This window comes from Parabacteroides acidifaciens (assembly GCF_003363715.1).
Taxonomy (GTDB): domain Bacteria; phylum Bacteroidota; class Bacteroidia; order Bacteroidales; family Tannerellaceae; genus Parabacteroides; species Parabacteroides acidifaciens.
Genome location: NZ_QREV01000053.1, coordinates 17052 through 31306, shown reverse-complemented (window position 1 = coordinate 31306; position 14255 = coordinate 17052). Strand labels below are relative to the sequence as shown.

Here is a 14255-nt window from a genome sequence, read left to right as displayed (position 1 = left end):
GAGTTATTTGGGAAGGAAATTCCTTCGGTCAAGAAGTTTAACCTTAAATTGAGTACATTACCCGCCGAAAAGCATCCTTTCTATTACAAGGCAGCCTATGATGCCGCCTTTACGGAGTGGGACACGCTGGCAAAAAGTTACCGTACGTTTCTCACAAACCTGTTGTTGCACGACAAGCAACGTACAGCCGACTACCTGCGCCGGCAGACGGTGTTCGGCTCGCTGGTCTACATCCTTCGCGAACCCGTCCTACTTCGGCGACTGCTCTCGCTATCGGAAGGAAAGGGCAACGGCAACGTCCCGTCATACAGGCATCTGTCTTTCTGCCTGCTCCTCGCTTTCGACTTTCCCGAGACAGTGGATTACCTGAGCGATAAACTGCGCAAAGACTCCGCCTCGACCGATGACCTGTGCGACCTGATGGATCTGGTTTGCTTGGACAATGAGCCGGGATGTCTGAATCTATGAATTATAAAATGATGATTTAAAGGTGGAGATTGAACGACTTTGAAGTGATTGTGTTGGAGATAAAAGATAAATAGCTTACCTTTGCGAACAGTATTAAATAGAAAGGAGAAAGCAATATGGCAAGACCGATTAAAGAAACCCCGATACTGTTTGGTGAAGATGCTAAGCGGTTTCTGGAATCCATGCAGGACGTTAAGCCTGCTTCCCAACAGGAAAAGCAGCGAATTAAGGCTGCTTATGAGAAATTGAAGAAAATAGCAACGTTTATGATGTGACTTCTTTGATGAGACTGATTAAGATTGAAGACACAGAGATTATAAAACCATTCAATTGCGGAGACGATGATTTGAATGGTTTTTTGTTGGAAGATGCCCGTTTTTATCAAGAGCAGTTGATAGCCAACACTTTTATATGGGAAGACGATGAGGAAACGATCGCTTTCTTCAGTTTGCTTAATGATAAAATATCCCAGACAACTATGGATAAGAATCTTTGGAGAAAACTTCGTAAAGCATTTCCGCACCAAAAGCATTTGGGAAGTTATCCTGCTGTTAAAATCGGTAGATTAGGCGTAGCGGCTTCCCATCGTGGTGAAGGTATTGGTACTGACATTGTTTCAGCTGTCAAGCAAATGCTCATCAATCATCAGTCTGTATCAGCAACCCGTTTTCTAACAGTGGATGCTTATCATTCGGCTGTATCTTTTTATGAGAAAAATGGTTTCCGACCTCTTGTGAATGAATCTTGTGAAGATACTTTCCCTATGTATTTTGACCTTATACAACTTATTAAGTAGTTTCTTTCCTCATAAAGAAGCGATAACTTCTTGTCTTTTCCATTTTATCAAGGCATTAAATAGATATTATTTCCAAAAAGTCAAGGCTGAACGGACTTCCCTGCTGCCGCACACGTTGTATAAAGTTAAATAAGCGGCGAATCCTTTTACTATAATAGAATGAGACTTCTCCTGTAGATTGCTTACAGGGGGGCTTAAGTGGTTGGTACTCTGTGCTGACTCGGGTAGGTGTGTGCTGCTATTACGGGGAAAGCTGGGTTTTGGAGGGCTTTATCTTTGCATTGTGATCAAAAACAAATTATTAATCATTTAAAATTTAAAGATTATGGCTCTTAAGTACAAATTGGTTCAGAGAAGAAATTTAGGTGTTGATCAGGAAGATATTCCTGAAAAGTTGTATGCGCAAATGATCAGTGGGGACCTGGTTACGTTTGAAGACTTTATCGATGAGGTCGGGGACAGTACGGTTGCCGGTAGTGCCGGTGTGAAAGCTGTACTGGATCGTGTAAATGTGGTTCTGGCCCGTCATTTGCGTAATGGGCGTCGTGTGAGCGTGGGTGAATTGGGTACTTTCCGTTTAAATTTCGGATCAACGGGAGTTGTGGGTGCCGGTGATTTCAGTACGGGACTGATCCGCGAACCTCGTGTCCGTTTCCTTCCCGGAAGGGCTTTGCGCACCATGAAAAGCCTTACGAGTTTCGAACGGATTACGCCGGAAACAGATGATTCCGGTACGGTGAACAAGCCGGAGGACAGACCGGGAATTCTTTAGAGGTGAAAGTTGAAAGGTGAAAGTTTGAAGATTCATAATTCAAAATTCATAATTCATGAAGAGGTTGACGGTTCAGTTGACAATGGCAATCCTGCTCACTATGAGCGGGATTGTTTTGCTCTTTTGCGGGTTTTGGATTGATCCGCGGGGGATGGTCGATAGCAGCGTGTTGGTGGCTTTCGGGGAGATCTGCACGTTTGCGGGGGCGCTGTTTGGGGTGGACTACTCTTATAAATTGAGAATTAAAAATTGAAAATTAAAAAAAGAGAGGATATGGAGGAGCATTTTACGTTGGAGGAGATGAGTTATAGCCGGGTTGCGGTGGAGAATGGGATTGACAACAGGCCGGCGGAGGAGGCTTGCGAGGCGTTGAAGTATTTGGCTACTGCTTTGCTGGAACCGCTTCGCCGATTGTATGGTGGGCCGATCGTGGTGACAAGCGGTTATCGTTGTAAAGAGGTGAACCGGTTGGTCGGAGGAGTGCCGGACAGCCAGCATACGAAGGGGGAGGCGGCGGATTGTTATGTGCCGGATGTGGCGAAACTTTTAGCTCTTCTGCGGCGGTCAGGGTTGGAGTTTGACCAGGCGATTCATTACCGGAAACGGAATTTCCTGCATTTGTCGTTGAAGCGGTCCGGGGCAAACCGGATGCAGGTGATTTTGCGGCTTTTGGTGTTGACGTTTTTATTGTCGGGCTGTGGAGGAAGCCGGAAAAGTCTGCGCCGGGAGAATACCATCCGTATCGATTCTGTCCGGTTTTCATCGCATGGGACAGAGGTGTGGCAACGGGATATCCATTTGGTCGATACGGCAGTCTGGAATATACGCCGGGTTGTCTACACCGCGCCGGACAGTGCCGGCAAGCAGTACCCGCAGTCAGTCACTACCTTGCAGGTGGACAACCGGCGACAGCTTATCGATACCGGCAAAGTGGTGGTACAAAAGCAGCATGATTATGCGGGTCGGCAGGTTGGAATGACCGCTGTTCGGGCGGAATCCCGCCGGACGATCCGTTCGCCCGGTTACTTTGTATGTGGAGGGATTCTGTTGTTTGTCCTGGGCGTCTTTCTTTATAAAAGGTTGCGGAGCAGAAACTTTTTTCCTAAAAGTTCTGTTTAACAAAAAAAGAATACTAAATTTGCATCCTGATTAATTTTTAGGAATTTATAGTGAACAGATTATGATAAAGATTACATTTCCGGATAATTCCGTAAAAGAATACGCCGAAGGAACGACTGCTATGCAGATTGCGGAAAGCATCAGTTCCCGTCTGGCACAGGAAGTTCTGGCAGCAAGCGTGAATGGTGAGATTTGGGACCTGAGCCGTCCGATCAACCAAGATGCGGCTATCAAGCTTTTCAAGTGGGAAGACGAAGAAGGTAAGCATGCATTCTGGCACTCGAGTGCCCACCTGATGGCTGAAGCTTTGCAGGAATTGTATCCCGGCATCAAGTTCGGTATCGGACCGGCTATCGAGAATGGATTCTACTATGACGTGGATCCGGGTGACGCTGTTATCAAAGAAGGAGATTTTCCTGCTATCGAAGCTAAAATGTTGGAATTGGTGGCTAAGAAAGAGGAGATCAAACGTCAGGATATATCTAAAGCTGACGCGCTGAAAATGTTTGGTGACAGAGGTGAAGAATATAAAACCGAGCTTATCAGTGAGTTGGAAGACGGTAAGATTACGACCTATACGCAGGGTTCGTTTACAGACCTCTGCCGCGGTCCGCACTTGCCGAATACCTCTTACTTGAAAGCCGTTAAGATAATGAGCGTAGCCGGTGCATACTGGCGTGGCGACGAAAAACGCAAACAGTTGGTTCGTCTTTACGGTATCACCTTCCCGAAGAAGAAGATGCTGGACGAATACCTGGTATTGATGGAAGAAGCCAAGAAACGCGACCATCGTAAGATCGGTAAGGAGCTGGAATTGTTTACATTCTCGACAGCAGTGGGAGCAGGTCTTCCGTTGTGGTTGCCACGCGGTACGCAGTTGCGTTTGAAGCTGGAAGATTTCCTGAAACGTATCCAAAAGAAATATGGTTACCAGCAGGTAATGACTCCGCATATCGGAGGCAAACAACTGTATGTGACTTCCGGTCACTATGCCAAATACGGAAAAGACTCATTCCAGCCGATCCACACTCCGCAGGAAGGTGAAGAGTTCTTGCTGAAACCGATGAACTGCCCTCACCATTGTGAGATATTCAAGGCATTCCCGCGTTCGTATAAGGATCTGCCTTTACGTTTTGCCGAGTTCGGTACCGTATATCGTTATGAACAAAGCGGTGAGTTGCACGGTCTGACAAGGGTACGTGGCTTTACGCAGGATGATGCGCACCTGTTCTGCCGTCCCGACCAGTTGAAAGATGAATTCCTGAAGGTAATGGATATTATCTTTATCATCTTCAAGGCATTGGATTTTGAAAATTTTGAAGCACAGATTTCCCTGCGCGACAAGGTGAACCGGGATAAATATATCGGTTCGGAAGAAAACTGGGAGAAGGCTGAAAGCGCTATTATCGAGGCTTGCCAGGAAAAAGGCCTGAAAGCTAAGATCGAATATGGCGAAGCTGCTTTCTATGGTCCTAAGCTGGACTTTATGGTGAAAGATGCCATCGGCCGCCGTTGGCAGTTGGGTACGATCCAGGTGGACTATAACCTGCCGGAACGTTTCGAATTGGAATATACGGGTGAAGACAATAAAAAACACCGTCCTGTTATGATCCACCGTGCACCGTTCGGTTCTATGGAGCGTTTCGTTGCCGTATTGATCGAGCATACAGGTGGTAAGTTCCCGTTGTGGCTGACTCCGGACCAGGTGTCTATCCTGCCGATCAGTGAAAAGTTCAACGACTATGCCTACGAAGTAAAACGTCAGCTCGAAGCAGAAGAACTGAGTGTGCTGGTAGACGACCGTAATGAAAAGATCGGACGTAAAATCCGCGATACAGAGTTGAAACGTATCCCTTACATGCTCATTGTTGGAGAGAAAGAAGCAGAAAATAATGAAGTTTCTGTAAGAAAACAGGGCGAAGGTGATAAAGGTTCGATGAAAATTGCTACCTTTGCAGCGCTTTTGAAAAGTGAAATAGAGGAACAAATGAATCACTGGAAGAAAGATAACGATTAAAATAACTAATAACGAGGAGAATAAATCTTTTTGAATGAAGAATGACAGTCTGAAAGAACAGTATAGAATTAACGAACGTATTCGTGTTCGTGAAGTTCGTTTAGTAGGTGATAACGTAGAACAGGGAGTTTATCCTACTTCTCAGGCATTAAAAATTGCCGAAGATCAAGGGCTCGATCTGGTTGAAATTTCACCGAATGCTGCGCCCCCCGTTTGTAGAGTGATTGATTATCAAAAATTCCTCTATCAACAGAAGAAAAGACAAAAGGAACAGAAGGCTAAATCTGTTAAAGTGGTCGTGAAGGAAATTCGTTTCGGACCTCAGACAGATGATCACGATTACAACTTTAAGTTGAAGCATGCGAAGGGGTTCCTTGAAGAAGGATCAAAAGTGAAAGCTTATGTGTTCTTTAAAGGACGTTCCATTCTTTTCAAAGAGCAAGGAGAAGTTTTGTTGCTTCGTTTTGCCAACGACTTGGAAGAATACGGTAAAGTAGAACAGCTGCCGGTATTGGAAGGTAAACGTATGATTATCATGCTGACACCTAAGAAAGCGGCTGCCGGAGCTGCGCCAGCCGCACCTAAACCCGCTATATCGAAGCCGGTTATAAAGAAGGTGATTGTAACTCCCAAGCCAAAGACTGAAGAGTCTGAAGAATAAAGAAAGAAACCACCCGATAGAGGGTGTAAAGTTTAATAATTAAAACATATTGGAAAATGCCTAAGATGAAGACTAATTCCGGTGCCAAAAAAAGATTCGCTCTTACCGGAACAGGTAAAATCAAAAGAAAACACGCTTTTAAAAGTCACATTCTGACAAAGAAGACTACAAAGCAGAAGAGAAATCTTACTCACACAGGTTTAGTAGACCGTGTAGACGTAAGCAACGTTAAGCAGTTGCTTGGTTTGAAGTAATCTTTATTAATTAAGCGAGTTTTACAAGATTTTTATTAACCGAATGTATTTAGCAAACAAGATCATCCGAAAGTGATGACGCTAACATTCAAAACAGATTAGTATTATGCCTAGATCAGTAAATCATGTTGCTTCAAGAGCAAAAAGAAAACGGATTTTAAAACTTACCCGTGGTTATTATGGTGCACGTAAGAACGTGTGGACCGTTGCTAAGAACACTTGGGAAAAAGGTTTGACGTATGCATTCCGTGATCGTCGTAACAAAAAACGTAACTTCCGCGCATTGTGGATTCAGCGTATCAACGCTGCTGCCCGTTTGGAAGGTATGTCTTACTCTCGTCTGATGGGAGCTTTGCACGCAGCAGGAATCGAAATCAACCGTAAGGTGCTTGCCGACCTGGCAATGAACCACCCGGAAGCTTTCAAAGCAATCGTTGCTAAAGTTAAGTAATTGATACTATACAGCAATAGGAAAAGAGCTCCGTTCGGGGCTCTTTTTTTTGTGTTAAAAAGTTTGGCGGTCTCATTTTGATTACATATCTTTGTGATAAGAAAAATGAGTTAGCCGCACATGTTCGATTGGGAAACTCATCAGTTTATTTTAATTCCGAGACACAGCTCTTGTCGTTGATGGCGGGCCGCACCCTTCGGGGCATGCTTAGCACGGCGGATTACAAAGATGGCAAAGCACTCAAATCCTGTCATACGGAGTTTGTTCATATCTACGGTGCGGCTATCTTCTCATAAAGAGAGGCTTTTCCTTCGGGGAAAGCCTCTTCTTATTTGATATATCCTGCTCTTTACAGGATTGTTACACTCACTCGTTTTCCTAATCCCTGGAATATCTTATATAGAGTCGATAACTGTATATCGCATTTGCCATTTTCCAGGCGTGAGATATAGCTTTTCTTTGTCCCTATTTTGTCGGCAAGTTGCTGTTGGGTAAGGCCGGCTTTGCGGCGTTCTTCTTTGAGACGTTCGGCGAGAATGAATGCTTCGGTTTCTTCTTCGAATTGGCTGCGTTCAGGTGTTCCCTTCACTCCATATTCGATATCCAACAATTCGTCAAAAGTTTGACATTGCATTAATTGTTCTTTCTTTTTCTCACTTAAATATATATCTTTCATTTCTTTTATTTTTTTTGTTCGTTAAAATATTCATCCATAATTCGTTTTGCTTGTCTTATTTCCTTTTGTGGAGTCTTTTGGGTCTTTTTCTGGAATCCGTTAAAAAGGATGACGAGTTTATTTTTATTCAGGCAGCAAAAGATACGATAGATATTGCTTTTGTATTCAATTCGTATTTCATATAACCCCTTGATGCCTGTCAAATGTTTGAAATATTTTTCCGGTATAACATTTTCTGTTCGTATTAGCTCTAATACATAGTTGACTTTTGTTCTTACATCTAAAGGTAATAATTTATAAAACTCAATGTAATAGGTCTTATAAATTTCAATAGTGCGTTTATATTCCATAGCTAAGATTATTTGTTTGTCAATGCAAAGTTAACTAATTAATTTACTTTTACAACTAATCTGCTGAAAAAAAGGACTTGTCCGTTTTTTCTTTGTATATTTACACACCAAGAATTAAACACACTAAACTAAGTTTTTATGTTACTGCCAAAACAGTCTCGCAAATATGTAACTGAGCTGGCTATTGCCTGTTCGTTACTATTAGTTTCCTGCGCTCCAAAGGAGGCTCAGCAGGTGAATCTTATTCCCAAACCGGCACAGATGTTGATGACCGGAGGTGCTTTTCAAATCGATAGTGTCGCTTTGTTCGGTGAGCGATCTTCTCAAGGAGTAAATATCGTAATCGATAATGCCTGGTCGGGCAGTCCGGAGGGATACCAGTTGGATGTCACGGCAAAAGGGATCGATCTGCGGGCCGGTTCTGAGAATGGTTTGTTCTATGGTTTGCAAACATTGCGTCAATTATATGTAAATGGATATATTCCCTGTGTTTCGATCATCGACAATCCCCGTTTTAAATATAGAGGGTTACATCTGGATGTCTCCCGGCATTTCTTCCCGAAGGAGGAGGTGATGAAGTTGCTGGATGTCATGTCTTCCTATAAGTTGAATACACTGCATATGCACTTGACGGATGCCGGAGGATGGCGTATACAAATGGACAAATATCCGAAACTGACTACCGAAACGGCTTTTCGTACCGAGTCGGATTGGCGGAAGTGGTGGGATGGACATGACCGTAAGTACCTGCCGGAAGGAACTCCCGGTGCATATGGCGGTTATTATACGAAAGAGGATATCCGGGAGATTGTGGAGCATGCAGCATCCAAACATATTAATATAATCCCGGAAATAGAATTCCCCGGGCATTCGGAAGAGGTGTTGATGGCCTATCCTGAATTGAGTTGTTCCGGTAAACCATACCAGAACGGTGATTTTTGTATCGGTAACGACAAGTCGTTCACTTTTATGGAAGACGTACTGACAGAAGTGATGGAGCTTTTCCCTTCCGAGTATATTCATATCGGAGGGGATGAAGCCGGTAAATCGGCTTGGAAAACCTGTCCGAAGTGCCAGGCGTTGATGAAGAAAAACGGGATGGAGAGCGTTGATGAACTCCAAAGTTATATGATCCACCGGGCGGAAGAGTTTCTGAACTCGAAAGGCCGTAAACTGATCGGCTGGGATGAAATTCTGGAAGGTGGTTTGGCTCCCGATGCGACTGTCATGTCCTGGCGAGGGGAGGATGGAGGCATCAAATCGGTCCGGATGGGGCATGATGTCGTGATGACGCCCGGTAATTATATGTATTTTGATTTTTACCAGGCCGATCCGAAGACACAGCCGTATGCGATTGGCGGTTATACGCCGGTTAAGAAAGTGTATAGTTATAATCCTGTCCCGGTCGATTCGCTAACTGCAGAGGAAAGCAAGCATATTCTCGGAGTACAGGCTAATACCTGGACGGAATATATCCAGACACCGGAACATTTGGAATACATGATGTTTCCGCGTGCCCTCGCCGTGGCGGAAATAGGCTGGACGCCACAGAATCTACGGACATGGGATGATTTCAAACCTCGGATGAATGCGCATATCCCGAAATTGCAGGCAATGGGTATCAATACGTTTACACTTTCGGACGAACTGGAAGTGACAATGCGCGTCGACACGGTCGGCAGGCGGATCGAAGTCATATTGGATGCCGAGAAATATCCGGCTGAAGTACGTTATACAACCGACGGCTCTGTTCCGACTGCCTCGTCGGCTTTATATACCGGTTCGATTGTCGTGACCGATTCGGCTTATATCAAAGCTGCTATTTTCCGGGATGGTATCTTGCAGGGAACGCCGACCGAAAAGAAGGTCGATTACCACCGTGGGATCAATAAACCTATACATTATAATAGTAAGTTGTACAAAGGCTATATGGCCGGAGGCATGAATGCCTTGTTGGATGGCTATCGTGGCGGATTGACCTACCTGGACGGACGTTGGCAGGGGTATCTGAATGATCTGGATTGTGTGATCGATATGGAAAAGGTGACGGATATCCATAAAGTGTCTACCCGATTCATGCAGTTGACCGGTCCGGGCGTCTTCCAGCCGGGGCAGGTGGAGTTGTTAACATCGGAAGATGGCGAAAACTTTACCTCTCAGGGAATTGTTCCAACAACAATCCCGGCGGACGATCCGAACCTGCTGTTCCAGGAATATACATTTAATGGAAACTGGAAAGCCCGCTATATCCGCTTGAAGGCAACGGAGGTGAACAAAGGATTTATTTTTACGGATGAGATTGTAGTTTGGTAATAATTAAAAAGAGATAGACAAATGAGAAAACAGTTGATGACCTTCCTGTTATGCTGTGGTGCACTGATTGTATCCGCACAGCAACCGGCAGATTATGTGAACCCGTTTATCGGAACGAGTAACTATGGCACGACTAATCCCGGAGCCATCTGTCCGCAGGGGATGATGAGTGTCACCCCATTCAATGTGATGGGCTCGAAAAGTAATAAATTCGATAAGGACAGCCAGTGGTGGTCTACCCCTTATTCGGCCGACAATAATTTCTTTACCGGTTACGCGCATGTCAACCTGAGCGGAGTAGGCTGTCCTGAACTGGGAAGTCTTTTGCTGATGCCGACAGCGGGCGAGTTGAATGTGGATTACCATGAGTATGGAAGCGGATATAAGGATGAAGTGGCTCATCCCGGCTACTATAGTAACCTCCTGACCAAATATAATATCAAGACGGAAGCAACTGCTTCGATGCGTACCGGTCTGACCCGTTTTACCTTTCCGAAAGGACAGGGGAACATCCTGTTGAACCTGGGTGAAGGGCTGACGAATGAAACCGGAGCGACTGTCCGCATGGTCAGCGACACGGAGATAGAAGGCAGCAAACTGCTCGGTACTTTCTGTTATAATCCGCAAGCCGTTTTCCCGATCTACTTCGTGATGAAGGTTAGTAAAGCCCCTAAACAGGCAGGTTATTGGAAGAAACAGCGTGAGATGAAAGGTGTGGAGGCTGATTGGGATATCTATTCCGGCAAATATAAATTGTACACTAAGTATAACCGTGAGATGAGCGGCGACGACATTGGCGTTTGGTTCACATACGACACAGATGAAAATGAGGTGATCGAAGTGAAAATGGGCGTTTCCTTTGTCAGCATCGAGAATGCACGCCTGAACATGAATACCGAACAGCCGGATTTCAACTTCGACAAGGTGCGTGCGACAGCCGGTCAGATGTGGAACGACGATCTGTCACGCGTGCAGGTTGAGGGCGGGACACAGGATGACAAGACTATCTTCTATACCGCGATGTACCACTTGCTGATCCATCCGAATATCATCCAGGATGTGAACGGCGAATATCCGATGATGGAAAGCCTGAAGGTGGGTCATACGACCGGAAACCGTTATACGGTCTTCTCTCTATGGGATACATACCGGAATGTCAGTACCCTGATGACCTTGCTCTATCCGGAAAAGCAGCTCGATATTATCCGTACGATGATCGATATGTATAAGGAAAGCGGTTGGCTTCCGAAATGGGAACTCTACGGACGCGAGACGCTGACAATGGAAGGCGACCCGTCCATCCCTTATATTGTGGATGCTTATATGCGCGGCTTGCGCGATTATGATATCGAGACGGCTTACGAAGGTATGCGCAAAGGCGCTACTACGCCCGGAGAATTCAACCTGCTTCACCCGGACAACAATGACTATATGAGCAAGGGATATGTCCCGTTGCGCGAGCAGTATGACAACTCCGTTTCCCACGCCTTGGAATATTATATTGCCGATTGGAACCTCTCCTTGTTAGCGAATGCATTAGGTAAGAAAGAAGACGCCAAGTTGTTCCGCGAACGTGCGATGGGGTATAAACATTATTACAGCAAGGAATACGGCACGCTCCGTCCGATCCTTCCTGACGGTACGTTCTATTCGCCTTTCGATCCGAAACAGGGAGAAAATTTCGAGCCGAGCCCTGGTTTTCATGAAGGGAACGCCTGGAACTATACGTTCTATGTGCCTCATGATATCATGGGATTAGCTAAATTGATGGGCGGCCCGAAGAAGTTTGTGGACCGCTTGCAGATGGTCTTCGACAAAGGCTATTACGATATGGCGAACGAACCGGATATTGCCTATCCGTACCTGTTCAGCTATTTCAAGGGAGAAGCCTGGCGCACGCAGAAGCTCGTCCGCGAACTGTTGGGTAAGTATTATCACAACGCACCGAACGGCCTTCCCGGCAATGACGATACAGGTACGATGTCGACCTGGGCTATCTTTTCGATGATGGGCTTCTATCCGGCCTGTCCCGGCGATCTGGATTACGTGTTGACTTCGCCGACTTTCAATAAGGTGACGATCCGTTTAGACAAGAAATTCTATCCGAAAGGAGAGTTAGTGATCGAATCAGCCCATCAGACTCCGGATGATATCTATATAAAGGAAGTGACTGCCGGCGGAAAGAAGCTGAAAGGCTATACCATCTCACAACAGGAGTTGGTGAATGCCGGAACACTGCGGTTTACACTGGATAGCAAGAAGTAATTCTCAAAACTCAACCTATCCCAAAGCCCGCCTGTAGTTTAGCGGAGACGTCCCGGTGTGTTTCTTGAAATAACGCCCGAAGAACGACTGATCCGGAAACTGCAGGCGGTTTGCTATTTCCTGGATACTCAGATCGGTGGATTCCAGCATTACTTTTATCTCCAGAATGACATGCATGTCGATGATGTGTTTGGCGTTTTTGCCTGTCACCTCCTGTACGATAGCGGAAAGGTAGCGGGACGTGATAAACAGTTCATTTGCATAAAAGCCAACCTCGCGCTGGGTGGTGCAATGTTTGTGGACCAATGCGATGAAACGTTTGAAAAGCTGGTCTTTGCGGTCGGTACCTTCAATCTGTTTGCGGGTGAACCATCGGTGCGTCTTTTCATATACACTCAGAAGAAAACATTGGAGATGATTCCGGATAATGATATCGCGGAAGCGGTGTTCGCGGTCCAGATAGATCGCCTCGGTGGCAATCATCAGGCCGTTAATGGCCTCGATACAGTCATCCGGAAACGTAAAAGAGGGATTTTCTTTCAGGAAATGGAAGAAAGAAGGTTCCAGATGGATGGTAATCTCTCGCAATAACTGTTCCGAGAAGTAACAATAAGAAACTTCGAAGTCGTCACTCGATTCTGTCAGGCGCAGAATAGTGCCCGGCTGAATGATGACCTGCGTATTTTTGACTATATCGTATTCTTTCAGGTCGATGTTCAAGTGTGCATGCCCTTTCCGGCAAAAGAATATGCCGGGATCACTTAATTTTATCAGGCGATTATGAAATTCCTCCATTCGACCAGTCCTGGCTACGAACGGTTCACTTTCCGTTGTTCTAAATATACGCATACTTGTTCCTATTTTGACGTAAAAGTACGGATAGTATCTGACTTTTTGTGCCTAATGTTCCGATTTTGAACAATCGAGGCTAATAAATGAACTGATTTGTCGCGAGATTCCGGTCTACCTTTGCTGCCGAATTAAAGATTGGACAATGACAATGATGAACAAAACAAGTATGCGACTGATCCTGATTATCAGTTGTGCAACATTAGCGGTGTCGTGCAAGCAGGCACCCGCAGTACAAACAGAAACAGAATATGCAGTCCTGAAGGTACAGCCTTCGGACAAGGTGATCTTCACTTCTTATTCGGCAACAATCCGCGGACGTCAAGACATCGATATCTATCCTCAGGTATCCGGTTTTATTACTAAGTTATGCGTAGAAGAAGGGCAGACCGTCCGTCGCGGACAGGTCCTTTTCGTGATCGACCAGGTGCCCTACCAGGCAGCCTTACAGACAGCGGAAGCAAACGTCGAGGCCGCAACTGCTTCCCTGGCAACAGCGAAACTGACCTACGACAGTAAAAAAGAACTACGGGCCCGGAACGTCGTTTCTGACTTCGACTTGAAAACAGCCGAGAACGCCTGGCTGAGCGCAAAGGCCCAGTTGGCCCAGATGAAGGCTCAGGAGCTGAGCGCCCGCAATAATCTTTCTTATACGGAAGTAAAAAGCCCGTGTGACGGCGTAGTCGGAACGCTGCCTTACCGTGTCGGTGCATTGGTCAGTGCCAACCTGCCGCAACCGCTGACAACCGTTTCCGACAACTCGGATATGTATGTATATTTCTCGATGACAGAGAACCAATTGCTGGCGCTGACACGTCAATACGGCTCTAAATCAGCAGCTCTGAAAGATATGCCAGCAGTAGAATTGCAACTCAACGACAAATCTGTTTATAGCGAAAGAGGAAAGATCGAAACGATCAGTGGCGTCGTCGACCGCAGCACCGGAACTGCCAGCCTCCGCGCCGTTTTTCCGAACGGGAGCGGTTTGCTGTATAGCGGAACATCCGGCAACGTCATCCTTCCGGTTGCCAAGACGGGAACACTGGTAATCCCGCAGGTTACGACCTTCGAGATACAGGACAAAGTTTACGTGTATAAGGTCGTGGACGGAAAAGCCACCTCGGCTCCGGTCAGCGTCACCCGTGTGAACGGCGGACAGGAATACATCGTTGATGAAGGATTAAGCGAAGGAGACATCATCATTGCGGAAGGCGTAGGCCTCTTGCGCGAAGGAACTCCCATTAAAGTAAAACAAAACTAAGAC

The 14255-nt window shown here is 45.8% G+C and carries 16 protein-coding genes; 13 read left to right on the top strand and 3 right to left on the bottom strand.

Annotation, left to right across the window (positions count from 1 at the left end):
• From DWU89_RS20670 to rplT, 10 genes are all read left to right on the top strand, one after another.
• Positions 1-468 (top strand): hypothetical protein (locus tag DWU89_RS20670; RefSeq protein ID WP_158543400.1); only part of this gene is annotated, 468 nt, incomplete at its 5' end.
• 116 nt (positions 469-584) lie between these two features.
• Positions 585-743 carry a hypothetical protein gene (locus tag DWU89_RS20835; protein WP_167451715.1) on the top strand — a complete coding sequence of 53 codons (159 nt, stop codon included), beginning with the start codon at positions 585-587 and terminating at the stop codon, positions 741-743.
• An 8-nt stretch (positions 744-751) separates the two neighbouring features.
• A complete protein-coding gene (locus DWU89_RS16910) occupies positions 752-1264 on the top strand; it encodes a GNAT family N-acetyltransferase (RefSeq protein ID WP_115500812.1) in 513 nt (170 codons plus the stop codon).
• Between the two features lie 325 nt (positions 1265-1589).
• Positions 1590-2036, top strand: coding sequence for an HU family DNA-binding protein (locus tag DWU89_RS16905; protein ID WP_115500811.1), 447 nt, complete (start codon positions 1590-1592; stop codon positions 2034-2036).
• A 55-nt stretch (positions 2037-2091) separates the two neighbouring features.
• Positions 2092-2289, top strand: a complete 198-nt coding sequence (locus DWU89_RS16900) for a hypothetical protein (RefSeq protein ID WP_115500810.1) — start codon at positions 2092-2094, stop codon at positions 2287-2289.
• Positions 2290-2309: 20 nt separating this feature from the next.
• Positions 2310-3155, top strand: coding sequence for a D-Ala-D-Ala carboxypeptidase family metallohydrolase (locus DWU89_RS16895; protein ID WP_115500809.1), 846 nt, complete (start codon positions 2310-2312; stop codon positions 3153-3155).
• 61 nt (positions 3156-3216) lie between these two features.
• On the top strand, positions 3217-5172 hold the full coding sequence (gene thrS, locus DWU89_RS16890) for a threonine--tRNA ligase (RefSeq protein WP_115500808.1): 1956 nt from the start codon (positions 3217-3219) through the stop codon (positions 5170-5172).
• Positions 5173-5206: 34 nt separating this feature from the next.
• A complete protein-coding gene (gene infC / locus DWU89_RS16885) occupies positions 5207-5833 on the top strand; it encodes a translation initiation factor IF-3 (RefSeq protein WP_115500807.1) in 627 nt (208 codons plus the stop codon).
• Between the two features lie 56 nt (positions 5834-5889).
• On the top strand, positions 5890-6087 hold the full coding sequence (gene rpmI / locus DWU89_RS16880; protein WP_115500806.1) for a 50S ribosomal protein L35: 198 nt from the start codon (positions 5890-5892) through the stop codon (positions 6085-6087).
• Positions 6088-6193: 106 nt separating this feature from the next.
• The gene (gene rplT / locus DWU89_RS16875) at positions 6194-6538 is read left to right on the top strand and encodes a 50S ribosomal protein L20 (RefSeq protein WP_005635321.1); all 345 of its coding nucleotides are present in this window, start codon (positions 6194-6196) and stop codon (positions 6536-6538) included.
• Between the two features lie 349 nt (positions 6539-6887).
• Here the strand turns inward: rplT and DWU89_RS16865 are convergent, their stop codons facing one another.
• Entirely contained in the window at positions 6888-7214 is a 327-nt protein-coding gene (locus tag DWU89_RS16865; protein ID WP_115500804.1) for a helix-turn-helix domain-containing protein, read from the bottom strand.
• Between the two features lie 5 nt (positions 7215-7219).
• Positions 7220-7564: a type II toxin-antitoxin system RelE/ParE family toxin gene (locus tag DWU89_RS16860; protein WP_115500803.1), complete on the bottom strand. Its 345-nt coding sequence runs from the start codon at positions 7562-7564 to the stop codon at positions 7220-7222.
• 138 nt (positions 7565-7702) lie between these two features.
• On the opposite strand from DWU89_RS16860, the gene DWU89_RS16855 reads away from it, so the two are divergent.
• Positions 7703-9877 carry a glycoside hydrolase family 20 protein gene (locus DWU89_RS16855; RefSeq protein ID WP_115500802.1) on the top strand — a complete coding sequence of 725 codons (2175 nt, stop codon included), beginning with the start codon at positions 7703-7705 and terminating at the stop codon, positions 9875-9877.
• A gap of 21 nt (positions 9878-9898) precedes the next feature.
• Complete coding sequence (locus DWU89_RS16850) at positions 9899-12142, top strand: GH92 family glycosyl hydrolase (protein ID WP_115500801.1); 2244 nt, start codon at positions 9899-9901, stop codon at positions 12140-12142.
• Positions 12143-12157: 15 nt separating this feature from the next.
• Here DWU89_RS16850 and DWU89_RS16845 read toward each other — a convergent pair whose 3' ends face one another.
• The gene (locus DWU89_RS16845; protein WP_115500800.1) at positions 12158-12991 is read right to left on the bottom strand and encodes an AraC family transcriptional regulator; all 834 of its coding nucleotides are present in this window, start codon (positions 12989-12991) and stop codon (positions 12158-12160) included.
• A 145-nt stretch (positions 12992-13136) separates the two neighbouring features.
• Here DWU89_RS16845 and DWU89_RS16840 point away from each other — a divergent pair, with 145 nt between their 5' ends.
• Positions 13137-14252 carry an efflux RND transporter periplasmic adaptor subunit gene (locus tag DWU89_RS16840; RefSeq protein WP_115500799.1) on the top strand — a complete coding sequence of 372 codons (1116 nt, stop codon included), beginning with the start codon at positions 13137-13139 and terminating at the stop codon, positions 14250-14252.
• The last annotated feature ends 3 nt before the right edge of the window (positions 14253-14255 follow it).

Excerpts from the sequence above, each read along its gene's own strand:
- DWU89_RS20835 (WP_167451715.1), top strand. The coding sequence starts at position 585 with ATGGCAAGACCGATTAAAGAAACCCCGATACTGTTTGGTGAAGATGCT.
- DWU89_RS16910 (WP_115500812.1), top strand. The coding sequence starts at position 752 with ATGAGACTGATTAAGATTGAAGACACAGAGATTATAAAACCATTCAAT.
- DWU89_RS16905 (WP_115500811.1), top strand. The coding sequence starts at position 1,590 with ATGGCTCTTAAGTACAAATTGGTTCAGAGAAGAAATTTAGGTGTTGAT.
- DWU89_RS16900 (WP_115500810.1), top strand. The coding sequence starts at position 2,092 with ATGAAGAGGTTGACGGTTCAGTTGACAATGGCAATCCTGCTCACTATG.
- DWU89_RS16895 (WP_115500809.1), top strand. The coding sequence starts at position 2,310 with ATGGAGGAGCATTTTACGTTGGAGGAGATGAGTTATAGCCGGGTTGCG.
- thrS (WP_115500808.1), top strand. The coding sequence starts at position 3,217 with ATGATAAAGATTACATTTCCGGATAATTCCGTAAAAGAATACGCCGAA.
- infC (WP_115500807.1), top strand. The coding sequence starts at position 5,207 with ATGAAGAATGACAGTCTGAAAGAACAGTATAGAATTAACGAACGTATT.
- rpmI (WP_115500806.1), top strand. The coding sequence starts at position 5,890 with ATGCCTAAGATGAAGACTAATTCCGGTGCCAAAAAAAGATTCGCTCTT.
- rplT (WP_005635321.1), top strand. The coding sequence starts at position 6,194 with ATGCCTAGATCAGTAAATCATGTTGCTTCAAGAGCAAAAAGAAAACGG.
- DWU89_RS16865 (WP_115500804.1), bottom strand. The coding sequence starts at position 7,214 with ATGAAAGATATATATTTAAGTGAGAAAAAGAAAGAACAATTAATGCAA.
- DWU89_RS16860 (WP_115500803.1), bottom strand. The coding sequence starts at position 7,564 with ATGGAATATAAACGCACTATTGAAATTTATAAGACCTATTACATTGAG.
- DWU89_RS16855 (WP_115500802.1), top strand. The coding sequence starts at position 7,703 with ATGTTACTGCCAAAACAGTCTCGCAAATATGTAACTGAGCTGGCTATT.
- DWU89_RS16850 (WP_115500801.1), top strand. The coding sequence starts at position 9,899 with ATGAGAAAACAGTTGATGACCTTCCTGTTATGCTGTGGTGCACTGATT.
- DWU89_RS16845 (WP_115500800.1), bottom strand. The coding sequence starts at position 12,991 with ATGCGTATATTTAGAACAACGGAAAGTGAACCGTTCGTAGCCAGGACT.
- DWU89_RS16840 (WP_115500799.1), top strand. The coding sequence starts at position 13,137 with ATGACAATGATGAACAAAACAAGTATGCGACTGATCCTGATTATCAGT.